Annotated in this window: 21 protein-coding genes and 3 pseudogenes; 7 read left to right on the top strand and 17 right to left on the bottom strand. The window is 72.5% G+C overall.

Annotated elements, in window-relative coordinates; genetic code table 11:
- Positions 1–57: 57 nt before the first annotated feature.
- Both AB0M03_RS18775 and AB0M03_RS18770 read left to right on the top strand, forming a co-directional pair.
- Complete coding sequence (locus AB0M03_RS18775; protein ID WP_363492665.1) at positions 58–3,279, top strand: cytochrome P450; 3,222 nt, start codon at positions 58–60, stop codon at positions 3,277–3,279.
- Positions 3,280–3,423: 144 nt separating this feature from the next.
- Positions 3,424–4,470 carry a zinc-binding dehydrogenase gene (locus AB0M03_RS18770; RefSeq protein ID WP_363492664.1) on the top strand — a complete coding sequence of 349 codons (1,047 nt, stop codon included), beginning with the start codon at positions 3,424–3,426 and terminating at the stop codon, positions 4,468–4,470.
- Between the two features lie 582 nt (positions 4,471–5,052).
- Here AB0M03_RS18770 and AB0M03_RS18765 read toward each other — a convergent pair.
- From AB0M03_RS18765 to AB0M03_RS18735, 7 genes and pseudogenes are all read right to left on the bottom strand, one after another.
- Positions 5,053–5,715, bottom strand: a pseudogene (locus AB0M03_RS18765) (HdeD family acid-resistance protein).
- Between the two features lie 181 nt (positions 5,716–5,896).
- Entirely contained in the window at positions 5,897–7,576 is a 1,680-nt protein-coding gene (locus AB0M03_RS18760) for a bifunctional 3-(3-hydroxy-phenyl)propionate/3-hydroxycinnamic acid hydroxylase (protein ID WP_363492663.1), read from the bottom strand.
- Complete coding sequence (locus AB0M03_RS18755; protein ID WP_363492662.1) at positions 7,573–8,724, bottom strand: VOC family protein; 1,152 nt, start codon at positions 8,722–8,724, stop codon at positions 7,573–7,575. The genes AB0M03_RS18760 and AB0M03_RS18755 overlap by 4 nt, the downstream gene beginning before the upstream one ends.
- A gap of 142 nt (positions 8,725–8,866) precedes the next feature.
- A complete protein-coding gene (locus AB0M03_RS18750) occupies positions 8,867–10,633 on the bottom strand; it encodes an FAD-dependent monooxygenase (RefSeq protein WP_363492661.1) in 1,767 nt (588 codons plus the stop codon).
- Between the two features lie 444 nt (positions 10,634–11,077).
- Complete coding sequence (locus AB0M03_RS18745) at positions 11,078–11,428, bottom strand: DoxX family protein (protein WP_363492660.1); 351 nt, start codon at positions 11,426–11,428, stop codon at positions 11,078–11,080.
- Positions 11,425–13,362, bottom strand: coding sequence for an acyl-CoA synthetase (locus tag AB0M03_RS18740; protein ID WP_363492659.1), 1,938 nt, complete (start codon positions 13,360–13,362; stop codon positions 11,425–11,427). The genes AB0M03_RS18745 and AB0M03_RS18740 overlap by 4 nt, the downstream gene beginning before the upstream one ends.
- Before the next feature lie 99 nt (positions 13,363–13,461).
- Positions 13,462–14,415: a fumarylacetoacetate hydrolase family protein gene (locus AB0M03_RS18735; protein WP_363492658.1), complete on the bottom strand. Its 954-nt coding sequence runs from the start codon at positions 14,413–14,415 to the stop codon at positions 13,462–13,464.
- A 155-nt stretch (positions 14,416–14,570) separates the two neighbouring features.
- Between AB0M03_RS18735 and AB0M03_RS18730 the strand changes: the two genes are divergently transcribed.
- The gene (locus AB0M03_RS18730; RefSeq protein ID WP_363492657.1) at positions 14,571–15,242 is read left to right on the top strand and encodes a TetR/AcrR family transcriptional regulator; all 672 of its coding nucleotides are present in this window, start codon (positions 14,571–14,573) and stop codon (positions 15,240–15,242) included.
- A 236-nt stretch (positions 15,243–15,478) separates the two neighbouring features.
- Here AB0M03_RS18730 and AB0M03_RS18725 read toward each other — a convergent pair.
- Positions 15,479–16,354, bottom strand: a pseudogene (locus AB0M03_RS18725) (hypothetical protein); the annotation flags it as partial.
- A gap of 140 nt (positions 16,355–16,494) precedes the next feature.
- On the opposite strand from AB0M03_RS18725, the pseudogene AB0M03_RS18720 reads away from it, so the two are divergent.
- Positions 16,495–16,932, top strand: a pseudogene (locus AB0M03_RS18720) (WS/DGAT domain-containing protein); the annotation flags it as partial.
- Between the two features lie 36 nt (positions 16,933–16,968).
- Here AB0M03_RS18720 and AB0M03_RS18715 read toward each other — a convergent pair.
- Positions 16,969–17,625: a hypothetical protein gene (locus AB0M03_RS18715; protein ID WP_363492656.1), complete on the bottom strand. Its 657-nt coding sequence runs from the start codon at positions 17,623–17,625 to the stop codon at positions 16,969–16,971.
- Positions 17,625–18,320, bottom strand: coding sequence for a hypothetical protein (locus AB0M03_RS18710; protein WP_363492655.1), 696 nt, complete (start codon positions 18,318–18,320; stop codon positions 17,625–17,627). The genes AB0M03_RS18715 and AB0M03_RS18710 overlap by 1 nt, the downstream gene beginning before the upstream one ends.
- 408 nt (positions 18,321–18,728) lie before the next feature.
- Here AB0M03_RS18710 and AB0M03_RS18705 point away from each other — a divergent pair, with 408 nt between their 5' ends.
- On the top strand, positions 18,729–18,875 hold the full coding sequence (locus AB0M03_RS18705; RefSeq protein ID WP_363492654.1) for a hypothetical protein: 147 nt from the start codon (positions 18,729–18,731) through the stop codon (positions 18,873–18,875).
- 14 nt (positions 18,876–18,889) lie between these two features.
- On the opposite strand, the gene AB0M03_RS18700 is transcribed toward AB0M03_RS18705, so the two are convergent.
- Positions 18,890–19,552 carry a response regulator transcription factor gene (locus AB0M03_RS18700; protein ID WP_363492653.1) on the bottom strand — a complete coding sequence of 221 codons (663 nt, stop codon included), beginning with the start codon at positions 19,550–19,552 and terminating at the stop codon, positions 18,890–18,892.
- Positions 19,549–20,697 carry a histidine kinase gene (locus tag AB0M03_RS18695; RefSeq protein WP_363492652.1) on the bottom strand — a complete coding sequence of 383 codons (1,149 nt, stop codon included), beginning with the start codon at positions 20,695–20,697 and terminating at the stop codon, positions 19,549–19,551. Before AB0M03_RS18695 ends, AB0M03_RS18700 begins: the two co-directional genes overlap by 4 nt.
- Before the next feature lie 263 nt (positions 20,698–20,960).
- Here AB0M03_RS18695 and AB0M03_RS18690 point away from each other — a divergent pair, with 263 nt between their 5' ends.
- Positions 20,961–22,439 carry a hypothetical protein gene (locus tag AB0M03_RS18690; RefSeq protein WP_363492651.1) on the top strand — a complete coding sequence of 493 codons (1,479 nt, stop codon included), beginning with the start codon at positions 20,961–20,963 and terminating at the stop codon, positions 22,437–22,439.
- On the opposite strand, the gene AB0M03_RS18685 is transcribed toward AB0M03_RS18690, so the two are convergent.
- Both AB0M03_RS18685 and AB0M03_RS18680 read right to left on the bottom strand, forming a co-directional pair.
- Positions 22,429–22,761 (bottom strand): hypothetical protein, encoded by a 333-nt coding sequence (locus AB0M03_RS18685; RefSeq protein WP_363492650.1) that lies wholly within the window; start codon positions 22,759–22,761, stop codon positions 22,429–22,431. The genes AB0M03_RS18690 and AB0M03_RS18685 overlap by 11 nt on opposite strands.
- A gap of 261 nt (positions 22,762–23,022) precedes the next feature.
- A complete protein-coding gene (locus AB0M03_RS18680) occupies positions 23,023–23,415 on the bottom strand; it encodes a DUF4345 domain-containing protein (RefSeq protein ID WP_363492649.1) in 393 nt (130 codons plus the stop codon).
- A gap of 89 nt (positions 23,416–23,504) precedes the next feature.
- On the opposite strand from AB0M03_RS18680, the gene AB0M03_RS18675 reads away from it, so the two are divergent.
- Positions 23,505–24,113, top strand: a complete 609-nt coding sequence (locus AB0M03_RS18675) for a TetR/AcrR family transcriptional regulator (RefSeq protein WP_363492648.1) — start codon at positions 23,505–23,507, stop codon at positions 24,111–24,113.
- Positions 24,114–24,217: 104 nt separating this feature from the next.
- Here the strand turns inward: AB0M03_RS18675 and AB0M03_RS18670 are convergent, their stop codons facing one another.
- Genes AB0M03_RS18670 through AB0M03_RS18660 form a run of 3 tightly spaced genes read right to left on the bottom strand, consistent with a single transcriptional unit; the run spans position 24,218 to position 25,274 of the window.
- Positions 24,218–24,535: a hypothetical protein gene (locus AB0M03_RS18670; RefSeq protein WP_363492721.1), complete on the bottom strand. Its 318-nt coding sequence runs from the start codon at positions 24,533–24,535 to the stop codon at positions 24,218–24,220.
- Positions 24,536–24,558: 23 nt separating this feature from the next.
- Positions 24,559–24,957: an RRQRL motif-containing zinc-binding protein gene (locus AB0M03_RS18665; RefSeq protein WP_363492647.1), complete on the bottom strand. Its 399-nt coding sequence runs from the start codon at positions 24,955–24,957 to the stop codon at positions 24,559–24,561.
- Positions 24,958–25,004: 47 nt separating this feature from the next.
- Positions 25,005–25,274, bottom strand: a complete 270-nt coding sequence (locus AB0M03_RS18660; RefSeq protein ID WP_363492646.1) for a hypothetical protein — start codon at positions 25,272–25,274, stop codon at positions 25,005–25,007.
- Positions 25,275–25,309: the final 35 nt, after the last annotated feature.

Raw genomic sequence — 25,309 nt, 5'->3', positions numbered from 1 at the left:
GCATGCCACAGAGCCCTTGCCCGTCCCCCCACTCTTCTCCACACAAAGGAGCAAGCCATGGCCACGCAACCCGTGACCGATCTGCGTCCCATCCCGTCCCCGCGCGGGGTCCCCCTCCTCGGCCACACCACGCAGGTCCCCGGCACCAACCCGTTCGCCTACTTCGCCGAGCTGTCCAAGCAGTTCCCCGAGGGCATCTTCAGCCTGGACATCGCCGGCATCGAGCAGGTCTTCGTCACTGATCCGGACCTGGTGGCCGAGGTCTGCGACGAGACGCGGTTCTTCAAGCAGATCGAGAAGACGCCGCTGAACCATGTCCGGGACTTCACGGGCGCGGGCCTGTTCACGGCGCATCAGCACGAAGAGGAATGGGGAATGGCCCACCGGATCCTCCTGCCGGCCTTCAGCCAGCGCGCCATGAAGGCTTACTACGGGCAGATGCTGGAGATCGCGCAGAACCTGGCGGGCAAGTGGGAGGGCAGGGAGGGGCAGCCGGTCAACATCACCGACGACTACACCCGGCTGACCTTGGACACCATCGCCCTGACGGGGTTCGGCCACCGGTTCGACTCCTTCGACAAGGAGGAGCTGCACCCCTTCCTCAACGCACTGCTGGGCGCGCTGGTGGAGTCGCTGCGGCGCTCCCAGGAACTGCCGGTGATGACCAAGATGCGCAAGGCCGACGCCAAGAAGTACGGCGAGAACATCCAGCTGATGCGGGACCTGGTCGACAGCGTGATCAAGGAGCGCCGCCAGGGGAAGGGCAGCGGCGAGGAGGACCTGCTGGGCCTGATGCTGGAGGCGACCGACCCGGAGACCGGCAAGCAGCTGACCGATGACAACGTCCGCGACCAAGTGGTGACGTTCCTGATCGCTGGCCACGAGACCACCAGCGGCCTGCTGTCCTTCGCCACGTACTCGCTGATGCGCAACCCGCATGTGCTGGCCCAGGCGTACGCCGAGGTGGACCGCCTGCTGCCCGGCGACACCGTCCCGGACTACGACACGATCATGCAGCTGGACGTCATCCCGCGGATCCTGGAGGAGACCCTGCGCCTGTGGGCTCCCATCCCGCTGTTCGGCAAGACGGCGCGGGAGGACACGGTCATCGGTGGCCGCTACGAGCTGAAGAAGGGCACGAAGGTCCTCATCCTCGAAGGCCCGCTGCACACCCACCCAAAGGCATGGGAGCGGCCGGAGGAATTCGACATCGACCGGTGGCTGCCGGAGAACCGCGTGCAGCAGCACCCGCACGCCTACAAGCCGTTCGGCAACGGCGTGCGCGCCTGCATCGGCCGGCAGTTCGCGCTCACCGAGGCCCGCCTGGCCCTGGCGCTGGTGTTGCAGAAGTTCAGGTTCTCCGACCCGAACGACTACAAGATGGACGTCCGGGAAGCGCTGACCCGCAAGCCCGGCGACTTCCAGCTCGTCGTACGGACCCGCCAGGAGCACGAGCGGACGGTGCTCGGTGCCGCCGACGTCCGGAGCGACGACGAGCGGCAGCAGGCCGCGGTCAGCGGCGTCGGCGTGCATCTCACCGTCGCTTACGGCTCCAGCCTGGGCTCGTGCGAGGACCTGGCACGCACGATCGCCGACCGCGGCGAGCGCTCAGGATTCGGCACCACACTGACGAGCCTGGACGAGCTGGGCGACAACCTGCCCACCGACGGGCTGCTGGTCGTCGTCGCCGCCAGCTACAACGGCAAGGCACCCGACAACGCCCAGCGCTTCGACGACCTGATCGCCGCCGGGCTGCCCGAGAGCTCGCTGTCGACCGTGCGATTCGCGCTGCTGGGCGCCGGCAACACCCAGTGGGTGGCGACCTACCAGGCGTTCCCCAAGCGGATCGAAGCCGCTCTCCTGGCCGCCGGTGCCACGCCGGTCGTCGAGCGCGGTATCGCCGACGCCGCCGGGGACTTCGACGGCATGGCGAGTCGCTGGATGGACGGCCTGTGGGCCACCCTGGCCGAGGAATACGCCGCCGACACCTCCGACGACGGCGGGCCGCGCTATGAAGTGCAGCTGCTGACCGAGGCGGATGTGCGCCCGGCGATCGTCTCCGAGCAGGCTTACCCACTGACGGTGGTGGCCAACGAGGAGCTCGTGTCCGACGCGACCGGGCTGTGGGACTTCCAGATCGAGCCGCCGCGCCCGTCCGCGAAGTCGATCACCATCGAGCTGCCCGAGGGTGTCACCTACGACACCGGCAACCACCTGGCCGTCTTCGCCAAGAACGAGCCCGCGCTGGTCGACCGCGCCCTCGCACGGCTCGGCGTCGACCGCCACCAGGTGCTCCGGCTGGAGCAGCCCGCAGGAGGCCGCACTCACCTGCCGGTGGGCACACCCGTCACCGCGGGCCTGCTGCTCACCGAGTTCCTGGAACTGCAGGACCTGGCCACCCGCTTTCAGATCCAGACCCTGGCCGAGTACACCGAGTGCCCGTGGACCCGGCCGCAGTTGGAGGCGTACACGGCCGACACCGTGGAAGCCGGAGAGCGGTACCAGAAGGAGATCCTCGACAAGCGCGTCTCCGTGCTCACCCTCCTGGAGCGCTTCCCCGCCGTCGAACTTCCGCTCGCGGTGTTCCTGGAGATGACGGGCCCGATCCGTCCGCGCTTCTACTCCATCTCCTCCTCCCCGCTGGCCAATCCGCGCCAGGTACGCCTGACGGTCGGTCTGCTGGAAGGCCCGGCTCTGTCCGGCGACGGCCAGTACCGCGGCACCTGCTCCTCCTACATGGCGCGGTTGGAGCCCGGAGACGTCGTCTACGGCTACGTCCGCGTGCCCTCCCCGACCTTCGCTCCGCCCGCCGACCCCACGACACCGCTCATCCTCATCGGCCCCGGCACCGGCATCGCACCGCTGCGCGGCTTCCTGGAGGAGCGCGCCCGGCAGTACGAGAACGGCACGAATGTGGGCCTGTCCCAGGTCTTCGTCGGCTGCCGCCACCCGGAGCACGACTACTTCTACCGGGACGAGATGGAGACGTGGGAGCTGTCCGGCATCGCCCGGGTCCACACCGCCTTCTCCGCGGTGACCGGCCACCCGGCCCGGTTCGTGCAGAACGCCATCGCGGGCGCCGCCGACACGCTGTGGCAGGCACTTCAGGACGGCGCGTACGTCTACGTCTGCGGCGACGGCCGCCGTATGGCGCCCGCCGTGCGCGAGGCCCTCGCCGCGATCCACCGCGAGCACACCGGCAGCGGCGACGAGGCCGCCCAGCGGTGGCTCGCCCAGCTGGAGGCCGACGAGCGCTACCAGCAGGACGTCTTCGCCTGATCCCCAGACACCGGGAGGCGTGCGGCACCCCTCCCTGACCGTACGCCTCCCGGTCCCGCCCATCCCAGCAGAACCGCCCGGCACCGCCGGCCCGAACCGCCGGGCGGTGCCGCCGACGAAAAGCCCCACAGAAAGCAGATCCCCATGGACACCATGCTCGCCGGACGCTTCCACCTGGACAGCAAGAAGTTCGCCGTGGAGGAGGTCCCCGTCCCCGTGCCCGGCCCGGGCGAGGTCCTCATCGAGGTCAAGGCCGCCGGCGTCTGTCTCTCGGACGTCCACCTGATCGACGGCTCCCTCGTCCCGCTGTTCGCCACCTCCGACACGGTCACCGTCGGCCACGAGGTCTCCGGCGTGATCCACACCCTCGGCCCCGACCTCAGGCGCGGCCTGACCATCGGCACCCGCGTCACCCTGGAGGCCGGCAAGACCTGCGGCCGGTGCGCAGGCTGCGTACGCCACCGCCCCTGCACCCAGATGCTCACCGCCGGCATCGACTACGACGGCGGCTGGGCCCAGTACACCGTCGCCCGCGAGGACACTCTCATCCCCATCCCCGACAGCCTCCCCTACGACCAGGCCGCGATCATCCCCGACGCGGTCTCCACCCCCTACGCCGCTGTCGTCGCCACCGCGGGCGTCCGCCCCGCCCAGTCCATCGGCGTCTGGGGCGTGGGCGGAGTCGGCGCCCACAACGTGCGCCTGGCCCGCCTGGTCGGCGCCGCGCCGATCATCGCCGTCGACCCGCTGCCCAGCGCCCGCGACCGCGCCCTGGCCTTCGGCGCGGACTTCGCCCTGGACCCGGCCGCCCCCGACTTCGCCGACCAGGTACGTGAGGCCACCGGCGGACGGGGCCTGGACTTCGCCTTCGACTGCGCCGGCGTACCCGCCGTCCGCGAGCAGGCCGCCTCCGTGCTCGGCCTGGGCGGCTCCCTGATCCTGGTGGGCATCACGCCACACCCGCTCACCATCAGCGAGGGCCTGACCTTCAACTACCTGTCCAAGCAGGTGCGCGGCCACTACGGCGGCTTCCCGGAGTCCGTCACCGAGCTCGTCCGGCTGACCGCGGCCGGCCGCCTCGACCTGGCCCCCTCCATCACCGACCACATCCCGCTCGCCGACGCCGCCGACGCGGTCAACCGGCTGGAGAACAAGATCGGTGACCCGATCCGCCTCATCCTCGTCCCCTGACAACTGCTGAGAAACACCCAGAAGCCACCTCGGGCAGGGGTGAGTGGGCGCCGGTGCTTGAGGGAGCACCGGCGCCCACGGCATTTCTCAGCGTCAAGGGCTCTGGCAAGGCGTGCAAGCCGGGCGTCGCTGTCCTCGTTGCAGCACTCGATGAGACCGTCGGTGTACGGCACGACCGTGTCCGCGGGTGCAGGGCAGACCGGCCCGGCGGCGGGCAGCGGGCAGCGGTTCGGTCGCCTGGTCCCGCCGTTCGCTGTTTCCCGTCGGAAACGCATAGGCGTCCATGCCGCCACCCCGCCGCTGATCTCCCTTGCCAGGGAGGCCACGGGGCAACCGGCACTGTGGCCCTGCTGCGGCTCAGCAAGGCCGACGTCGACGTCATGGGAACGCCCGTCCCGCGGTACGAACCTCTTCGACATCGCATTGGGAGATCCACGCGGCGTTCCATTGCACCGTCGCCATCGACCTGGGAGCACGACGAGTACGACCCAGCTGCCGAGCGCGGTCGTGAGGCGTTGTGCCCGGGTCGGTGACCAACGGCTCCCGCGCCGCCGACGTGTGGGGGCGCCGGAGCCGTCGCGGTCAGTGCTGGGGGTGCGGCTGGGAACGGAACAGAGGCCGTCGCTCGGCCGTTGCGCCGGGAGCCAGGCGGCCGGCCTCCACGCGCGGCTTGACAGCGTGGAACACCTCGAACATCCCGAGGGCTATGGCCATGATGCCCGCGGCCAGCGTGAGAGCGCCGATCGAGGTGAACGGCGAGACGATCAGCACGGTGCCGCCGTCATGCCGATGATTCCGGAGAACAGCATCCAGCCCCGCGCGCCGGCATGGCCGGGGCGGGGACGGCGGTGGCTGTCGCCATGACGCCGCGCAGCAGCCAGCTGAAGCCGATCCAGAGGGCGAGCAGCAGGATCGACTGCATCGTGTTCCGGAAGCAGATCAGCCCGAGCAGGACGGACAGCGCACCTGTAAGGAAATGCAGCGCCCGAAGATGCCCGGGGACGTGCGTGCCGAAGGCGGCGGCCAGTTGGAAGACACCGATGACCAGCAGGTAGACGCCGAAGAGCACACCGACGACGCGCGGCGTCTCTCCCGGCCAGGACAGGCGACGACTCCCAGGGCGATGGAGGCCAAGCCCATGGTGAGAAGGATCTGCCACCCCGTGTTCGCCACGGAGTCCAGGAGTTCGGTGGTGGAGTCGTCTTGTGGCTCGGTGCCGCGCGGCGAGGATGCAGGGGGCGTCATTGAAATTCCCCAGGTTTCATGGAGGCTCAAACGAGTGCTGACCTGTCCTCTGACCAGGTTGAACAAAGCGCCAGGACCAGACGGCGAGAGCCTTTGTTCGATGCCTGTCTGGACGGCGACATAGGCGCCCCGGTCTCCGGTGGGGACCGGAGGCTCCTCCACGAGGCGGACTCGGCCGTCGTCACCGTGGTTCCGTGACCACGGTCGGAGTGCCCTCGGCTGCGCGGCCGCTGCCGCACAGCAGTGATGCCCAGGCCGCCGAGGTGGCCGCGAGGTCGTCTCCGCACGTGGTGCCGGGGCGACGGGGGCGGGCCGCGGTGGCAAGGACGACGCGGTCGGGGCGGAGCAGGACGGCGCCCGCGGTGCCCATCCAGCGGACCAGGTCTCTTGTGCCCGGATCGGTTTCGGTGCGGTGCTCGGCGCCGCCCGTGCCTGGCTGTGGTCGTCGGGGGTCGTGCAAGTGGATGACGCGGGCGTCCAGCGCTCGCGCCAGCGCGTGCAGGGCCGGGCTGAGCGGTGCGGTGGCCAGGACCGCGAAGCCCTCGCCGAGCAGGTCGTCCAGCAGGCGCGGGCCGCCGTCGGCATCGGGGCGCAGCGGTTGGGGGCATAGCGTTCCGGGGCGCGGGTGTCCCGGGCGGCGGGAGCCGGCCAGGGGGCCCGGTCTCAGCGGCGGGCTGACGGCGGACAGTACGAGAGAGGAGGCGCCCGGCAGGCGGGAGAGGACGGGCAGGACGGCGTTGCGGGTCAGTGCGGTGCTCGTTCCGCCGCCGGTCATGAGGGCGCCGACGGCCACGGCGGTGCGGATCAACTGCCGTGCGTGGCGGTGGCGTTCGGCCTGGTAGGTGTCGAGCAGGGCCTCGCTCGCGCGGCCGGTGAGGACTCGGGCGAGCTTCCAGGCGAGGTTGTGGGCGTCGCGCATGCCCGCGCCCATCCCTTGCCCGACGAAGGGCGGGGTGAGGTGGGCGGCGTCACCGAGCAGGAAGATGCGGCTCTGGCGCCAGCGGTCGGCGACCTGGGCGCGGAAGGTGTAGGTGGCGGTACGCAGGACGTGCAGTTCGTCATCAGGGATGCCCTGCGTCCAAGGGGCGATCAGCGCGAGCAGACGCCCGCGGTCGGTGAGCTCCTCCGGCCGCTCGCCGGCGCGCAGGCGGAACTCCCAGCGGTAGCGGTCCTCGCCGACGCGCATGTAGGTGGCCGCCCTGTGCGGGTCGCAGATCTGGTGGACGCCGTCCCAGGCGGGCAGCGGCAGGCGGCAGCGGATGTCGACGACCAGCCACTGCTGAGAAGCGGCGAGGTCCTGCATCCGGGAGCCGATGGAGGCGCGGACCAGGCTGCCCGCGCCGTCGCATCCCAGCACGGCGTCGGCCAGGATCGCGCGGGAGACGCCGGTGTCCTCGTCCCGGAAGGAGACCCGCACCGGAACGCCACCGTGCGGGGGCGGGGCCACGGCGGTGACCTCGATGCCTCCGCGCAGCGTGACCAGCGGGTGCTTCCGGACGTTGTCCCGCATCAGGTGCTCGAGTTCGGGCTGGTCGAACATGTTGGCTTCGGGAAATCCGTACCGGCCGCACGGGTTGTCACGGCGGAACTCGGCCAGGACACGATGGGAGCTGTCCAGCAGCCGCATGCCGCGGGCGGGACGGGCGATCGCGCTGAACGTCTCATGGATGCCCATGGCCTGGAGGATGCGGTGCACCTCGTCGTCCAGGTGGACCGCGCGGGGCAGCGGATACGGGGCGCGGTGGCGCTCCAGGACCAGGGCGGGCACGCCGTGGCGGGCGAGGAGGGTGGCGGCGGTCAGCCCGGTGGGTCCGGCGCCGATCACCACGACGGGCACGTGCTCAGGAATGGTGGCGGTCACTTGCTCAGGGCTTTCATAAGGCCCACCAGACGGGCGCGGTCGATTTCGTTGTCCTCGCGCAGCGCGGAGATCGCCTGCAGGAGCGCCCCGGGCGACGGGGTGGTGCCGAGGAAGTCGCGAGTGGCGGGTGGTCCCCACTGGGCCAGGCCGGAGGCGGACATCGCGGCCCAGCCGGGTTCGAGTGTGTTGTCGAAGACGTCGCCGTCGGCGTAGTGCTCGAGCATGAAGCGGTCGGGGTCGCGCCAGTAGTCGAAGATCTGGCTGCCCTGGATGTGCCGGCCGATGCCCCAGGAGTGGTGGTAGCCGCGCTCGCGCAGGTAAGCGCCGCCGGCGGCCAGCGCGTCGAGGTCGGCGACCTGGTAGGCGGAGTGGACATAGCCGGTGTCGGGGCCCAGGTGCATGGCCAGGGTGTGGTGGTCGGCGGGTTCGCTGCCGCGGTCGCAGCGGATGAAGGCCATGGTGGGGCCGCGGTCGCGCTGGCCGTCCAGGTAGAGGAAGTCGCTGACGATCAGGCCGAGGTGCTGCAGGTACCAGTCCAGGGCGCGCCGGAAGACCCGGGTGGAGAGCACCACGTGGCCCAGGCGCTGTACCTGGGAGGGCTTGCGGGGCGGGCGCTGGGTGGCGTTGATGCGGGCGGCTGCGGTGGTGGTACCGGTGTTGAGGACCAGGGGCTGCTGCAGCGGTCGCGCGGGCTGCTCGGTGACGCCGTGTACGACGCGGACGGGGATGCCGGAGGGGTCGAGCAGGTCCACGGCGCGGCCGCCTCCGTACTCGGTCAGAGTGCGGACCTTGTGGCCGGTGGCGCGGGCGAGCCGGTCGAGGTCGGCGGCGTCGGCGGCGCGGAAGGCAGGGCCGATGAACCGGGAGGCGGGGCCGCGTCGGATCACCAGGCAGTGGGGGCCGGCCAGGGCGCCGCGCAGATAGAGGACGTCATCGGTACGGGCGGCGGCGGTGAACCCGAAGTCGTGGGCGAAGGCTTCCGCACGGTCCAGGTCGGGCTTGGTGAACTCCAGCCAGGCCAGGTCGACCACCTTGATGACGGGCTGGGCCGCACGGCCGGGGTGCTCACCGCGCAGGGCGCCCTGTCCGCTGTGCAGACCCTGATGGGCGTCGGCGGTGGGGACGGGGGTGGATGTCGGGTCGTTCACGGGGAATTCCTTCCTGCGGCCCGCACGACCTGTCGCGGCGGTGGTGCGGGTGCCCGGGGGCGAGGCATGGATGAGGGTCGGGCCCGGCCCGCCGACTGCGGCGGTGATCGGCGGGCCGGGTGGCACGGCAGGTGGGCGGTTCCTACCGGGCGAGGAGGGAGTCCAGTGCGGTGGTGAGTTCGGCGGCCGGGTCGGTGGCCGCGCCGTGGGCGCGCCAGCCGATGAAGCGGTCCGGGCGCACGAGGACGGCGCCTTGCGGTGTGTGGCCGCGGGCGGCGGTCCAGGTGGAGCGCGGGTCGCGGTAGTCGCCGTCGACGTGGCCGATCCGGATGGCGTCCAGCGGCAGCCCGCTCTCGGCGGCGATCTTCTCGGCGGCCTCGCACCAGGCCTGACCGTTCTCTCCGGCGATCAGCAGCAGGCGGCCGGGGCGCACCAGGTGGGCCAGGGCCGTGCGACGGCCGTCGAGGTCCTCCAGCCAGGCGTGGGGCAGCGGGTGTCCTGGGCGGGCGGCGGGCTGGTAGATGCGGACGGGGTCGGGGTTGTCGGGTGCGGGGGTGCCGTCGGGGACGACGGCTGCGGAGTCGTAGGTGTAGCCGAACTCGACGCCCAGTTCGTTGAACTCCATGGACTGGGCGGCCACGGCGGCCAGGAAGGTGCGGCGGAAGTCGACGTCGGCGGGGTCCTCGCTCCACAGGCGGCGGGCCTGCCGCCAGTTCTCCTCTTCGCCGGCTCCGGGTCCGCCGCCGAAGAGGGCGTTGATGGCGATGTGGTTCATGGCGTTCTCCAGCGAGCGCCGGACGTTGGTGGCGTCCGCCGGGCGCCGTTCGGCCTCGTAGGTGTCGAGCAGGGCGTCGCCGGCATGGCCGTTCAGGACGGCGGCGAGTTTCCAGGTGAGGTTCTGGACGTCGTGCATGGCGGAGGTCAGGCCGAGGCCGCCGGTGGGCGGGTGGCGGTGGGCGGCGTCGCCGGCGATCAGGACGCGACCGACGCGGTAGCGGTCGGCGACCACGCCTTCCAGAGTCCAGCGGGAGATCATGTGGACCGTCACATCTTCTTCGTTCAGGCCCAGTCCCGTGCGCAGGTCGGCCAGGACCGACTCGTCGTCCAGCGCGCGGCCGTCATCGGGCCCGTAGTTGAGGTGGAAGACCCACTCCTCGGACTCGGGCCCCCAGTGGTCGGGGCCCATGGGGACGAGAACACCGGGAATGCCGAGGTCGGGCAGCCACAGCCAGCGGATCAGCACCTCCGGGTCGCGCGCCCAGCGGGACAGGTCGGCGGAGATGTGGAAGGAGACCACGCGGGCGAGGTCGCGCACGCCCTCCTGCACGGTGCCCAGGGCGGGCCCGACGGTACGGCCGCCGTCGCAGCCCAGCAGGTACCGGGCCCGCACCCGGTAGGTCTCGCCACTGTCGCGGTCGGTGATGACGGCGGTGACGCCCTCGCCGTCCTGGGCGAGTCCGGTCAGCTCGTGATGGAAGCGGACCCTGCCGGGCGAGAGTTCCTCGGCGCGTGCGCGCAGGACCGGCTCCAGGCGGATCTGGGGCAGGTTGGCCTGCCGCTCGGGGCTGGCCGCGAGCCACTCCGGAGAGTTCCCGCCCGCGCCCCAGGCCTCCATCAGGGCCACCCTGCGGCCGTGGTCCTCATGGCCGCCGGCCAGACCGACGTACCAGGCGGTGTGGGACATCTGCTCGGCCGGGGTGGAGGCGGCGTAGACGGTGTCGGCGACGCCGGCGTCGCGCATGACCTCCATGGCGCGCTGGTTCAGGACATGGGCCTTGGGCAGGACGGAGGTGCTGGGCCAGGCGGTGACCAGCAGGGACTCGATGCCCATGCGGCTGAGCAGCATGGAGGCGGTGAGCCCCGCACCGCCTCCGCCGACGATGAGGACGGGAACGTCGATGTCGTTCATGGGTGCTCCATGGGATGTCACGGCTCGGTGCCATGGGGTGGGGACGGGTCAGGAGAGGCAGGGGAAGAGGGCCAGGGGCGTTTCCCCGGTCGCCGGAAACAGCGGTGTCGATTCAGAGGCGCACAGCACCTCGGCAGCCGAGGCGGTGGAGATGCGGCGGGCGCCGTACAGCCGTAGGAAGGAAGGCTGCCTGCGGCGGTGGCCCCGAGCGCGGATGCTGCGCTACGCCGGCCATGGCGTGGAGGCACAGGGCGGCAGATGCCGGCGGACGTCGATGCGGCTCGTCGTGATGCTCCTCGGGTCCCGGCGGCGGCGCTGCCGAGCGGGTCCGGCGAAGTCCGCTGCGATTCGGCAGCACCCTGAAGGGGCGCGGGGAACGGCGCGACCGGCCACGACGGCGCCGCGGGCGGCTGACGGCCCATCGCGGTACTTCCAGCGGGGCACTCAGCCGCCGGCCAGCACGACGAGATGGGCCCCGGCCAGGACACCCACGACGACGGCCGGCAGGCAGCGGGCCGCCGGGTCACCGCTGCGTAGATGGACGACGACGGCTCCGGCCATGAGCAGGATCAAGCCGACCGACGCGGCGGCACCGAGCGCGGTGATCCGCAGGCCGAGCAGCAGTCCGGCCGCTGCCGCCACCTCCAGAGCACCCAGCAGGCGGTAGTGGGTGGTGGTCATGCCGACGTGGGCCGCGGCCTGGCGCATCGCGGGGACTGCCGCGAGCTTGGCCGCTCCCAACAGGAGGAATGTCCCGGCGAGGAGGACGGCGAGGACGATGGCGGTGGTGCTCACGGGAGTTCTCTCTCAGGTGGCTTACTGGGGGCGTACTGCCAGTGCAGGACGTAACGGTCCAGGGCTGCGGTGACCCTGCGTCGTGCCGCTTCGTCGGCAAGGGCGGGCAACGTGACGTGGACACCGCCGTCGTGCGGCCGGCACAGGACGAGCTCCGGATCGCAGTCCGCGCCCTGGGCGGCCAGTTCGGCGTGGACCGCGCGACGGGTGGCGTCCAGGCGCAGGCCGAGCTTGTAGGGCTTGCCCACGGCGGTGAGCGGGATGGCGTCGATCACGAGCACCTCGCGCGGGGCGGCTGCGCGTTCGGGGACTCGTTCGGTGGCCCAGGTGAGCAGTTCGGCGGGGTCGGCCTGGGCGCCGGGGGCGAGGGTGACGTAGGCGACGGGCACTTCGCCCGCGTGGGGGTCGGGGCGGCCGACCGCCGCGGCGGCGGTGACCTCGGGGTGGGCGAGGAGGGTGTCCTCGATCGCGGCGGGGTCGATGTTGTGGCCCCCGCGGATGATCAGGTCCTTGGCGCGGCCGGCGAGATGGATGAAGCCGTCGGCGTCGATGCGGGCCAGGTCGCCCGTGTCCAGCCAGCCGCCGCGGACCTTCCCCGCGGTCTCCAGGCGCGGCCCCTGGGCGGTGTGCTCGGCAACGTACCCGGCGAAGACGACCGGGCCGCTGACGGCGAGCACCCCGGTGGTGCCGGGCGGCAGGTCGTGCCGCTCGCCGGTGTTCGGGTCGATCCGCACGGTCTTGACCTGCTGGTAGGGCAGGCGTCGGCCGACACTGCCGGGCCGGGTGTGACCGGGCAGGCCGAGGGCTGAGGCACAGGTCGCCTCGGTCAGCCCGTAGCCCTCGCACAGCGGGATGCCGGTGTGCTCCTCGAAGGACTCCCGTACGGCGGGCGGGAGGGGCGAGGCGCCGACGGCGGCGAACCGCATGCTGGAGATGTCCGCGTCGACGGGGACACTGGCGAGGACGGAGTACACGGTGGGCACGCCGGACATGGCGGCGATGCGATAGTGCTCCACCAGCTTCCAGAACACCGGGTACAGCTCGGGATCGCGGTAGCCCAGCGGCCCGGCCCACACCACTCCCCGGCCGCGCAGCAGCGGGCCGAGCAGGGTGACGATCAGGGCGTTGACGTGGAACAGCGGCAGCGCCGCGAACATCACCGAGTCCTCTTCGAGGGGGATGCTCGCGGCCACCGTCCAGGCGTCGACGACCTCGTTGGCGTGCGTGTGCGCGGCGAGCTTGGGAGTTCCGGTAGTGCCGCCGGTGTGGAAGTAGGCGGCCAGGTCGTCGGCGGCCGGGGGCTCGATGCCCACCAGCCGGTCTGCGGGATGGGAGGCGGCCAGCTCCGTGAGGTAGCCGACGCGTACGCCTTCGACGGGGTCCAGAGCGGGGGTTGGGCCCTCCGGCAGGGTCGGGGCCAGCGCCAGCAGTGCGTCCAGCCGCAAGGCCGCGGCGACCTGCCGGGCCGTGGCCCACACCTGTGCATCCAGCTGTGGACCGGCGGCGATGAGTACCCGCGCGCCGCCGCGCCGCAGCAACTGCTCGACGTGCTCGGACGCCAGGCCCGGGTTGACCGGGGCGGCGATGCCCGCGGCCTGCGCGGCCAGCAGGGCGGCGGGCAGCTCCGCGGTGTTCGGCGCGAGCAGGCCCACAGCGGCGCGGCGGGTGACGCCGAGCGCGCGCAGCAGGTTGGCGGTGCGGTGCACCTGGTCGCGCAGCTGCGCGAAGGTCACGGTGGTGGGGCTCAGGAAGCGCGCGGCGTCGGGCAGCACCGTCAGGGCCGGGCGGTCGGGCCACAGGCGGGCGGCGCGCAGCACGGTGTCGTAGGTGGTGGCGGGCAGGCCGCGCTCATGGAGCGGAACGGCCTCGATCGCGGCCAGGTCCGCGATGCTCTCGGGGGCGGGCCACAGCAGGTCGGTGGGTGTGAGTGTCACCTGTGCGCCTTTGCAGGGTGAGGGAGGGGTGGGGTCAGGTGGCCGGCCCGGTACGGGGATGCCGGGCCGGCCGGTCCCGGGCGGGGGTCCCGGGAGTCGTCAGCGGGCGCGCACCACCGTGCGCTGCTCACCGAGATCGAGTGCGCCGTCATCGGTGGCGATACGGGCCGTGACGGCGTCGCCGTCCTTGAGGTAGTCGGGGTTCGCCAGCTGGCGGGCGAAGAACTTCTGCCAGCGCTTGTGCGGGGGCAGCAGGGCGGCAAGCGTGGTCAGGAGCCTGCCGGGAGACTTCAGGGCGGTGCCGCCGGGGGTTCCGGTGAGCAGGACGTCACCGGGCTGCAGGGTCTGGAAGCGGGCCAGCAGGCTGAGGGCACGCGCGGGTCGGACGATCATGTCCGCGGTGGTGCGGTCCTGCCTCGTGGCCCCGTTGACCCTCAGCGTGAGCCGCAGGTCCGGCAGGCGGGCCAGATCGTCGGCATCGACCAGGAGCAGCCGGGGCCCGAGCGGAGTGAAGGTCGGGTACGACTTGGACTCGTAGAACTGCGTCTTCGGCAGCTGCAGGTCACGCGCGCTGACGTCGTCGGCAACCACCAGCGCGGCGACGTACTCCGCCAGGGTGGGGTCGGTGACCTCGGTGCCGACCGGCAGGTTCGCGCCCATCACCAGCCCGAGCTCCACCTCGTAGTCGAGGAAACGCACGTGCGGCGGCCGGACGATGTCCTGGTAGGGGCCGCTGACGGACCCGGAGGCCTTGCGGAAGAACGCGGGCGGGACGGTGTCCGGGTCGAACCCGGAATCCACCGCGTGGGAACGGTAGTTGACCATCTGCGCCACCACCCGGCACGGGGTGGTGACGGGCGACAGCAGCTCCGCCTCTCGAGCGGAAGGCCCGGCGTCGGGGGCAGCCGCGGCGTGGGCGGCCGCCTGCTGCACGGCGGAACGGTCGGCGAGCAGGCCGGCGGTGGTGTCCGCGTCGGTCTCGACGCGGTGCAGCCGTCCTGTGCCGCTCTCCACCCACCAGCCGTCTGCGGTGCGGACGACCTGGATACTCATCGGCTCTCCTGAGTCCTGGACAGGCGCCGACCGGGCCACTCCTGCGAGCAGCTCCAGTCAGCAGTGATGAAAGAATCAGTCCAGATGGCAGCATCGTCAACAGACATCAGTGTTGATGAAAAAATCAAAACTGATTCACCGGGTAAGGTGGAGGGATGAGTACCGACCCCCAGAGCAAGGCCGATAGCCGGACCCCCAGCCGCCCACCCAACCGCCTGGACCGGCGCAAGGCGCTCACCCGAGCCGCGCTGATCGCCGCCGCGCAGGGGTTTCTCGCCGAGCAGGGGAGAACCGACGTGAGCATCCAAGAGATCACCGAGGCGGCGGACGTCGGCTTCGGCTCCTTCTACAACCACTTCACCAGCAAGGACGAGCTGTTCGACGCCGCCGTCGCCCTCACCCTGGAGCAACACGGCGAACTCCTGGAATCCGTGGCGGGAGACCTCAAGGACCCCGCGGAGATCTTCGCCGCCAGCGTCCGCCTGACCGGTCGGCTGCAGCGCACCCATCCGCAGATCGCCAGGATTCTCGTCCGTACGGGCATGCCCTATCTCACCTCGGACAGAGGCTTGGCACCTCGGGCGATGCGGGATCTACGGGCCGCCGCCGACGACGGACGGCTGGACATCGACGACCCGCGCACTTCTGTGGCCATGGTCGGCGGCGCCCTGCTCGGAGTGCTCCACCTGCTGGAGACCCGCCCGGACCTCGATGCCGAGCATGTTTCCGACCAGCTGGCCTTCCGCCTGCTGCGCATGTTCGGCATGACGCGCGCCGAAGCACGGGCTATCGCCACCCGGCCCCTGCCGCCGCTGCCCCGGACCTGACATGGGCGGGAGGCGGCAATGGAGAGGGTCGGGTCGACGCAGCCCAGGACAGACGGACGAGCAACTGTCAGCAGGCACGACCCGCACCGGCACAAGAGCCTCGGAACGGCTCGTCCCACCCTGGGTCCGCACGCGTTGACCATGAGCCATGGAAGCGGTCTCGGCTATCAGGCGTCCCGCTACCTGGGCTCATGCCGATCGCGGTTCGAGCTCAACATGCTGAACCTGACAGGGAAGCGGATGGCGTGCCGGGCCCGGCAGGTCTCCGGCATCGACGGGGCGCAGACCCGCTCGGTGCCGTAGCGGGCCATGATCCGCCGGTACACCTCCGGGCGGCGGGCGGACTCCACGTCGATGTCGATGTCCGGCAGGCTCCTGCGCCCCAGGTTGAGGAACCGTTCCATGATCAGACCGTGGTCGAGCGGGTTCGCGAAGCCGATCCCAGCAGGTGCACCACCAGGGAGCCCGCGCCCGAGCCACGGGCCTGAACGCGGATGCCCATCTCCTTCACGTCGTCGACGACCTGTGCCCGGCCGCACAAGTGACCTCCTCCGCCGGGCGGCCATCTCGCGGTGGTCCTTCAGGGTGCGCTCGCCGTTGCACGTTCGGCCCGGCCGGATCGGCATCAGCAGCCGCGCCGCGTCCAGCACGTCCGCGACCTTCGCCTGCGCCGGGTCTAGGAAGCGGACGGCGTTGGTGAGCACGGCGAGCAGGTCGAGGCCCGCGGCGAGACCGACGGTACGGGCCGCAAGCCGCAGCGAGCCGGGTCCGGTGCCGGTGCGCCGGTGGTGGACGGCTTCCAGGTGCAGGTGCGGTCCGAAGACCTCGCGCCAAGGGGGCGAGGAGTTCGGTGGCGGTGTCGGGTCGGCCGGCGGCGAGCGCTCGCACCGGTTGGGAGGCGGGGCCGAGCAGCACGGTCAGGCCCTCGGCGTGGGACTGGATCGCTGCTCAGGGGACGATCGGCTGGCCGCTGCCGCGTTCAGCGCGGGCGGCCCAGCCGCAGTGATCAGCGCACACAGGTTCGCCCAGCCGGCCCTGTCCCGGGCCGGCAGGGTGATGCGCGGGGCGGACTCGTCGACGAACGCGCCGCCGCGGGCCGGGGTCCGCGGCCGCAACTCCCCCACCGCGGCGCTGCCGGCCGGGCGGTTGCCCGACCGAACGGTGCCGTGCCAACGTCGAGGAGCGGGACGGCGAGGTCGGCGCCGAAGACCGGCCGAATGAGGAATCCGGCCAGGCGCGCGGCAACCGGTCCGGAATGATGTTCGTTCCGCTCCCGATCGGTGAGCCCGATGCGGTCCGCCGACTGCGGCCGATAGCCGCCGCGAGCGCCCGACAGAAGCACTACGTCGTCGGCCCGGCCGAAGGAATCCTCGGCCGCAACCGCGTCGTCCAGCGGGCCGTGATGCGCGGCCTCGGCCATCAGCGCTGGGCGAACCCCTATGTCGGGAACATCTTCGGCCCCCCGATCCCGCTCCACCTCGCCGGGGCGCGGGTCACCGAGCTCTTCCCGGTGGTGCCGATCACCGGGAACTTCACCCTCGCGATCGCCGCGCTCTCCTACGCCGAGCAGTTCAACATCGGCGTTGTCGTCGACGCGCACGCCTGCCCCGACATCGAGGTCCTCGCCGACGGCGTACGGAACCACCTGCAGGCGTTCGGGCCCTCCGGGCCACAGGCCGAAGCGGGGTGACGGCCAGAGGCAAACCGTGCTGCCCGGGTGATCGAGTCACCGTTCCGAGAACGCATCCGACCGAGCAGCCCGGGCACGCTGTTCGGCCGCCGCCCTGATCGCTCGGAGCGTCCCGCGCAGAACGACGCCAACGCCTGCGGAGACGAGCGTCCAGTAGCGGTCGAAGCGGGCGGTGGATTCCGGATCGGTACAGACGGTACGCGCCTCGTAGGTGAGCAGGGACCGCCGGGTGCCGTACGGATGGACCACGAAGGCGGCCGCCATCTTCGCCCAGCCGGCCTCGTCGAACGACGCGAACTCCTCGGCTTCGACCCGCCGCCACTCGATCGAGGCCTGCCACGGCTTCCCGACCGCCCCGAAGACGAGCTCACGCCCCGGGCTCTCGCCGAGCGCCACCCAGGGCTGGTCCTCCCACGCGTCCCCGGCACCGTCGAACAGGTCGGCCACGCGCATCGACGGCGGGGTCGGGACGGGCCGGCCGCGCAGTCGGTCCGGCAGCCCTCGCGCCCACATGGCCGCGTTGAGGAGCGGGGAGTCGAGGGTGAGCAGGTCCAGCCCGCGCGCCGCCTCGTAGGCCACGGGAGGTGCCGCGGCGAGCGCCACGTATTCGAGCCGGGAGAATCCGAACTCGGGCAGCGCACCGTCCAGCAGCAGCGGGCCGCCGACGGGATCGAAGGTGGAGTCGGCGCTCATCACGGCCTCCCCGGATGCCCGGTCACGGCCCGCCGGAGCCGCGCGCGCAGGTTGTGGAACTGGCGGGTCTGCATGACGAAGTGGGCGGGTTCCCAGAACAGCAGGTCGATCGGCCTGGTGAGCACGCGCGGGCAGCTGCGGCCGTGCGTGCGGACGACCAGGCGGGTGTTCGGACCGGCCGGTTCGAGGTGGAAGCCCCACACCGAGCTGACGAACGCCCCCGGCGCGCGCCCCTCGGTCGGGTCGAACGGGCGCCCCGACGGCACACTCGTATCGTCCCGCAGCACCAGGGTCCGTTCCGGCACGAGTACCGCGACGGTGAACCAGGCGCGACCACTGGGCACCGATGCAATCCGTTGCCCCACTGCCGGGTTCTGCCACTCGGGGACGATGCTCTCCGCGCTCGGCCGTCCGCCGTTGTCCAGCCGGTCCCAGCTGTACCAGCCGCCTCGGTCGCAGCCCATCTGCACCAGCCACGGCCACACCTTCGAAGGCGGCGCCGGCAGGGTCGTGGCCATCGTCGAGCCGCTGTCAGCACCGGGAATGAGCTCATCCCCGGGATAGGACCGCGCCGCCTCCTCGCTCGTCGCGCCCCAGGTCAGCATCCTCGGCCGCAGGAACAGACCGTGCAGCACCAAGGCCACCGCGGCGGAAGCGACGGCGGCTGGCACGACCGCGGCTCGGTGTTCGCGCACACTTCGACAGTTACTCAACCGACTCGGTGACGCCATCGGACTGCTGCGCCGCAGAGGAGTGACTTCGAGGGCAAGCATCACCACTGCGCCGCAGCCACCGTGAAGATTCAACTGACCGGCAGCCTCGCACCGGCGGCAAGCATCGCGACCAGGCGCCACCCACCTCGAACAGGCCGAACGACTCGGTCAGCCTCCGCTCCGAGGCGAACGTTCGGGAGGCCTGCCGGCTCCTCCTTCCAGCGTCGCCTTGATCGTGGCGATGTCGCGTTCGAGTTCTGGACGCATGCGGCGGCGTAGAAGGGGCGTCGCGAGCGCGAGCGGCCCGCGGAGCTCGATCTCCATCCTGAGAACGAGGTGGGCACCGGCAGGACCCACCAGGAGCTGTCCGGACGATCATGTAACCGTCGTTTGATTTGCTCGTTCTTCCCGGTCGATGGCGACCACCGCAGCGACTCCGCGGACTCCCGCTACCACAGCAACAACCCCACCGGCGGCGCCGTCCCCGTCGGCGACGTGGTCGGCCCGGTCCGGGCCGCGGTCTGGCCGCTGTTCTGAGCCCTCGGCCGGCGTCAGGCCGGGGGGACCAGGCGGTTCTCGTGGGCGAAGACCACGGCCTGGATCCGGTCGCGGAGTTCCAGCTTGAGCAGGATCCGCCCCAGGTGGGACTTCACGGTCGCCTCCGCGAGGTACAGGGCGGCCGCGATCTCGGCGTTGGACAGGCCGCGACCGACCTCGACGAGCACCTCGCGCTCCCGGGCGCTGAGCCGGTCCAGCCGCTCGTCGCGGACGGCGGTGCCCCCGTCGGCCAGGTGCGGACGGAAGTCCTCCAGCAGGCGCCGGGTGATCCGCGGGGAGAGCACCGCGTCGCCCGCCGCGACGTTGCGGATCGCGGTGAGCAGCTCCTCGGGCCGGGTGTTCTTCAGCAGGAAGCCCGAGGCCCCGGCGCCGAGCGCGGCGAAGGCGTACGCGTCCAGGTCGAAGGTGGTCAGGATCAGCACCCTGCTCCCCGGGGAGACCTCGACGACCTGCCGGGTTGCCTCGATCCCGTCCGTCCCGGGCATCCGGACGTCCATCAGGACGACGTCGGGCCGCAGTTCCCGGGCGAGGCGGACGGCCTGGGCGCCGTCCGCGGCCTCGCCGACCGGCGCCATGTCGGGCTGGGCCTCCAGGACCGTGCCGAAGGCCATCCGGAGCAGCGCCTCGTCGTCGGCGATCACGATGCGGATCGTCATGCGGCGCCCGTCCCGCCGCTGTTGAGCAGGAGCCGGGTCCGCACTCCCCAGCCGCCGCCCGGAAGCGGTCCGGCCCGCAGCGTCCCCCCGTAGGCGGCCGCGCGCTCGCGCATGCCGGGAATACCGTGGCCGGGAGGCGCGGCGGCGGGAAGCGCCGGCTGGGGGCCGCTGTCGGTGACCTCCACGCCGACGCTCCCGGCCGAGCACTCGACCAGGACCGTCGCGCGGGTGCCGGCGGGGGTGTGCTTGAGGGTGTTGGTCAACGCTTCCTGCACCAGGCGGTAGACGGTGAGTTGCGTGGTGGCCGGCAGGTGGGCGTGGCCGCCGCGGACCTCCAGGCCGGTCGGCAGCCCGGCGGCGGTCATCTGGTCGGCGAGGGCCTCCAGCTGGGCGATGCCGGGCAGCGGGTGGCGCTCGGCGTCCGGCTCGTCGGCCCGCAGGACGCCCAGCGAGCGCCGCATGTCGGCGAGGGCCTGTCGGCCCGTCTCGGAGATCTGCAGCATCGCGGCGGTGGCCCGGTCCGGGGACCTGTGCTGCGCGTAGACGGCGGCATCGGTGAGCGCGACCATGACGGACAGGTTGTGGGTGACGATGTCGTGCATCTCGCGGGTGATCCGGGCACGCTCCTCGGCGACGGCCAGCCGAGCCTGCTGCTCCTGGTGCAGCGCCAGCCGTTCGGCCCGCTCCTGCACGGCGGCGAGGTAGGCCCGGCCGGTCCGCACGTTCACCCCGAGGACGGCGGCGGCGACCACCGTCGCGGAGAGCGCGACGAACGGGGTCAAAAACGCGCCGTCCGGTGCCCAGCGCAGGCAGGCCAGCACGGCCCCGCCCTCCACGACGGCGGCGGCGAGCAGCGTGCCGCGCCGACCCGTGTGCGCGGCCGCCGTGTACAGGGCCACCAGCAGGGCGATGTCCGCGGGCAGTTGGACGTCCGCCAGCCACTGGACGAAGGCCGCGGCCACCACGGTGGTGAACACCGCGAGCGGGGCCCGGCGCCGCCACAGCAGGGGCAGCGCCAGTGCGGCGGTGAGCGCCGCTGCCACCGGCAGCTCCCGGGCCGGGTACGTGGTCACGACGTTGAGCAGGAGCAGCGCCGGCAGCACCGAGTCCCACACCAGGGGCGGTACCCGGTCCCGGTGGCGCACCGTCACACCTCTTCGTCGATCGGCCGTCGTGGCGGCCGGCCGGGGCCGCCACCGCGTACAGCCGCAGCCTAGGCCGCGGGCCCGCGCCGCACATGAGCCCGGCGTCGGAGCGCAATGTGCCGGGGTACGACCGCAGGAGGAGACCCGCCACCTCCCGCGGTCGCAGGCCGGCCGCTGGTCCGGGGTGCCCGGTTGCCACTCCGGTCGCACCGCGGCCCGCCCCGGTTGCCACCCCGGTCGCAGTCGGCGGCGACCCGGGGCCGATGCGGCGGCGCGGACCCGGCGCCGAGCATGGCCGGGTGACCGAAACCATCCCGGGGCTGTTCCTCCCCCTTCCGGAAGTCCTCGTCCTGCTGGGCGCCGTCGCGCTGCTGATGGCGCGCTGGCTCCCCCCGGCCGCCCGCCGGCCCGTCACCGTCGCGGCCGGGGCGGTCCTCGTACCGTCGGCGATCGTGCTGGGCATCGTGGGGATCCGCTGGCAGATGCTGCCGGTCCTGGCCGGCGCCGCCGTCGCCTCGGCGTTCGCCCTCCCGCCCCTGCTGCGGCGCCGTGCCGGCCGACCGGCGCGGCGGGCCCGCTGGTGGCTGGCCCTGCCGGGATCGCTGGCCTGCGCCGGCCTGATCGCCACCGGCCCGGTGGCCGCCTGGGCCTTCCCCGTGCCCGTCTTCCCCGAGCCGACGGGCGACTTCGCGGTCGGCACCCGGGTGGTGCAGTGGACCGACCCGCTCCGCCCCGAGAGCTTCACCGCCGATCCGGACGACCGGCGCACGGTCGTGGTCCAGCTCTGGTACCCGGCGCAGAAGAGCCCTGCGGGCGTCCCTCGGGCCCAGTACCTGGGACGCACGGAGGACGAGGCGCGGACCGTCTCCGAGGCCCTCGCCGGCGGGGTCGGCCTGCCCGGCTTCCTGGTCGACGGCGTCCCGCGGGCCCGCAGCCGCGCGGTCGTCGACGCCCCGGTGGCCGGCGGGAAAGAACGGTTCCCGGTGGTCCTCTTCTCCCCGGGGTCGGGCGGGGTACGGTCCCAGAACACCGCCTGGGCGGAGGAGCTGGCCAGCCACGGCTACCTGGTCGCCGCCCTCGACCACCCGTACGACTCCGCCGTCGTCGTCCTCGCCGACGGCCGCACGATCCGCGCCACCACCGCCTCCTCCGGGGACCGCGACAGGGACGAGGAGCTGGCCGCCGGCTGGACCGCCGTCCGGGCCGCCGACCTCGGCTTCGTCCTCACCCAGCTGGAGCGCCTGGACCGCGGTGAGACCGCCGACCCGCTGACCGGACGCTTGGACACCGGCCGCGCCGCGGTGGCCGGTCACTCCCTGGGCGGAGCCGCCGCCCTGCAGGCGGCCCGGCAGGACCGCCGGTTCGACGCCGTCGTCGACCTGGACGGCTACCCCCACGGCCCCACCACGCCCGCCCTCGAGCAGCCGGCGCTCGCGCTCACCCAGGAGATCACCGCCGGCACCGACCCGCGCTATCTGCCCCGGCTCACCGAGGCCCTCGAGCACAGCACCGCGACGAGCTACCGGCTCACCGTCCCCGGCGCCGGGCACCTCACCTTCATGGACGGCCCGCTCTACCTGCCGCCGGTGCCCTCGATCGTCGGCACCCTGGGCCGCACCGAGAGCCCGCGCGTCGTCGCCGCGGCCACCCTCGCCTTCCTGGACGCCACCCTGCGAGGCCGCCCCGGCGACCCGGCCGACACCCTCCGGGCCTACGGCACGGTCTCCCGCGCTACGCCGTGATGCTCCGCCAGCTGCCGCTGTAACGTCCTGCAGCCGGACCCTCCGCGCGCACCGGGGTTGGGTGTTCGAAACCGGAAGCAAAAAAGGGCGGCGCCCGGTCGATGACCGGGCGCCGCCCCTTTGGGAGGTTCGTCGCAATCGCCGGCAGCGGCCGACCGTGGCGGCGTGCCCGCTCGACCAGCTGCACCCTGACCTCGGCCTCGACGTTCGTGGAGTCGAGGTAGAGAGTGCGGCGGCGGCTCAGTCGCGCCTCGATCAGCAGGTTCTGCAGCTGGACGGCCTCGGCAGTGGCGCTCTGGTCGCCGGCGTCGCCGCCGGTCACCAGGGCTCGTCCAGGGAGACGATCTCGCGCGAGGGCACGCCGTTCGTGAACGTGGTCTTGCCGCTTCCGGCCGGACCGATCAGAACCGTGAGGGTGCGAAGGCCTGTGCGAGACCGCGTACGCGGCAAGTCCGGGCGCACCTTGGCTGGCCCTGACAAGCCGGAGCCCTGTCCACAGGATGACGCCGCACCGGCAGCCGACGGCCACCGAGGCGTCCCGCGCGTGCTCGGCCTGGCGCCGCTCGCCGCGGATGAGCGGGGATCAGGTGCGCCCCGCAAGTACCCGTTCCTCGGCGTCGGCCAGCCAGAAGTAGACCGGCGGCAGGGCGAGTTCGATCACCGTCAGGGCCACCTGGAACCAGTGCGGCCAGCCATGCCGGGCGAGCGACAGCAGCCGGCCCGCCCCGCCCAGCAGGAGCACCCCGGCCAGCCAGCGCACGGCCGTCGCCGGGATCGGCCGTTGCCGGGCGACCCACAGCCAGGCCAGTCCGTACCCGGCGAAGATCGCACCGAAGAAGCGCCCCAGGCTGTCGATCGTCGTCCCGGCGGCGCCCGCCCCGGGGATGGAGGCGTTGCCGAGCAGCACGTGTCCGAGCCCGATCGCCACGCACGAGATCCCCATCATCAGCACGAGCACCCTCAGCGTCCTGGCCATGGCCCCTCCCGAGTCCCGCCCCCAGTTAGTTGACACGCGTCTACTAGAGTAGGGCGCGCTGGTAGACGCGTGTCAAGTAACCTTCACCCGTGCCTCCCCGCCAACGGCTCAGCCCCGCCGACCGCCGCGCCCAGCTGCTCACCGTCGCCGCGCAGCTCTTCGCCGCCCACCCGTACGACGAGGTGCAGATGGAGGAGGTCGCCGAGCGGGCCGGCGTCTCCCGCGCGCTGCTCTACCGTCACTTCGCCGGCAAGCACGACCTCTTCGCGGCGGTCTACCAGCAGGCGGCCGACCAGCTGCTCGCCGAGACCCGGTTCGATCCCGCGGACACCCTCGTCGAGCAGCTCGGCCAAGGCCTGGATACCCACCTGGACTACTTCGTCGCGAACCGCAACGCCGTGCTCGCCGCCAACCGGGTGCTGGCCGGCGACCCGGTGATCCAGACGATCATGACCAACGAGCTCGACGCCCTCCGCGCCCGGCTGCTGGGCGTGCTCCCCCTCGCCGACGACAGCGCCCGCGAGGCGGTCTCCGGCGTCCTGAAGAGCTGGCTGGTCTTCGTCCAGGTGCTGTGCGTGGACTGGCTCACGCAGCAGACCTGCAGCCGGGCCGAGCTGCGCGACGTGTGCATCGGCGCCGTGCTGGGCGCCGTCCGTCCACTGCTCGCCACCGACCCCGCACCCGACTGGCCGCGCTAGCGCCCGGGCACCCGGGGCCGGCCCGAAATCAGCAACTTCGAATAGCCCGGCATACCAGCAGGGGCGATCGGCGCGCGGGCAGCGATCATCGCGGTCGTCGGAGGTCATGGTGCCGCGCCAGTCGGCCATGCCGAGGGCTCCTTCCGGATCGGGGTTCGGGTGGTCAGGCGGCGGAGAGGCGAGGTAGCCGGGGTTGAAGGCGATGGCGTCGGCGTCCTCGAGGGCGCCGGTGGTGTGGCAGGGAATGCGTCGGTGGCGTGGGCGTCGTCGCCGTGTCCGGCCTCCAGCAGCAGCTCGCAGCCCTCGGGGGTGGTGGCGAGGAGGATGCCGGCCAGGACCGGCACCGGCGGCCGGGCGGGCAGGGCGCGGGCGACGTAGGCGACGGTCTCGGCGAGCGGTGCGGCGTGCAGGCGGAGCTTCACGGTGTCCTCCAGGAACAACGGGGTCAGGAAGCGGTGGTGAGGGCGGTGAGCTGGGCACGCTCGGCGTCGGACAGCTCGGAGCACGGCACGCAGGAGCCGAGGGTCTTGAGAGGGAGGCAGTGGTCGTAGCGGTTACGGCACACCGGGCAGGTCTGGCGGGCGGCCATCGCCCGGTCGAGAGCGGCCTCGCGGGCAGGCGTCATCGGCCGGATCGGCAGTGCCCGGTCGAGCCGGTAGAGGTAGGCGATCCGTCGGCCGCGGCGGCACACCACCTGCGCAGCCGGTTCCTGGCCGCCGGGGCGCAGGCCGGCTTCGCGGAGCTGGCGGCGGGTGCGCAGGCCGGGGTCGGGGGACCAGCGCCAGGGCCAGGTCGGCAGGCCGCCGTGGTGCTCGCCGGTGGGGTCCAGGTCGGGTGCGCGCACGGGGCGGGGTCTCCTGTCTGTGTCGGATGGTCGGGTAGGCCGGTCGGCTACCGGCCGTCGGTCGGCGCCGTCGCCGGGGTGGTGCCGGGCAGCGGGACCTGCCCGGGACCTGGCACGATCGGCGCCGGGCCGGGCGCACCGGCGCGGGCGGTGTGGTGGTCGTGGTCGGCGGCGTCGCACACCAGCTGGCCGCCGCTCGTCGTCGTCCAGTCGTTGCCGACGGCCTGCTCGACCGCCTCACGGGTCGTGGCGAAATAGCCGAACTCCTCGTCGAACGGCGCCGCGCACACCGAGCAGTGGGCGGACCAGAGCAGCACCGCCCTCAGGACGGCGAACGCTCAAACCGACGAGC

The sequence above is a fragment of the Kitasatospora sp. NPDC051914 genome, from assembly GCF_040680995.1.
Classification (GTDB): domain Bacteria; phylum Actinomycetota; class Actinomycetes; order Streptomycetales; family Streptomycetaceae; genus Kitasatospora.
This window is presented reverse-complemented; position numbering and strand designations above follow the sequence as displayed.

Excerpts from the sequence above, each read along its gene's own strand:
- AB0M03_RS18700 (WP_363492653.1), bottom strand. The coding sequence starts at position 19,552 with ATGACGATCCGCATCGTGATCGCCGACGACGAGGCGCTGCTCCGGATG.
- AB0M03_RS18770 (WP_363492664.1), top strand. The coding sequence starts at position 3,424 with ATGGACACCATGCTCGCCGGACGCTTCCACCTGGACAGCAAGAAGTTC.
- AB0M03_RS18735 (WP_363492658.1), bottom strand. The coding sequence starts at position 14,415 with ATGAGTATCCAGGTCGTCCGCACCGCAGACGGCTGGTGGGTGGAGAGC.
- AB0M03_RS18775 (WP_363492665.1), top strand. The coding sequence starts at position 58 with ATGGCCACGCAACCCGTGACCGATCTGCGTCCCATCCCGTCCCCGCGC.
- AB0M03_RS18730 (WP_363492657.1), top strand. The coding sequence starts at position 14,571 with ATGAGTACCGACCCCCAGAGCAAGGCCGATAGCCGGACCCCCAGCCGC.
- AB0M03_RS18680 (WP_363492649.1), bottom strand. The coding sequence starts at position 23,415 with ATGGCCAGGACGCTGAGGGTGCTCGTGCTGATGATGGGGATCTCGTGC.
- AB0M03_RS18750 (WP_363492661.1), bottom strand. The coding sequence starts at position 10,633 with ATGAACGACATCGACGTTCCCGTCCTCATCGTCGGCGGAGGCGGTGCG.
- AB0M03_RS18690 (WP_363492651.1), top strand. The coding sequence starts at position 20,961 with ATGCGGCGGCGCGGACCCGGCGCCGAGCATGGCCGGGTGACCGAAACC.
- AB0M03_RS18715 (WP_363492656.1), bottom strand. The coding sequence starts at position 17,625 with ATGAGCGCCGACTCCACCTTCGATCCCGTCGGCGGCCCGCTGCTGCTG.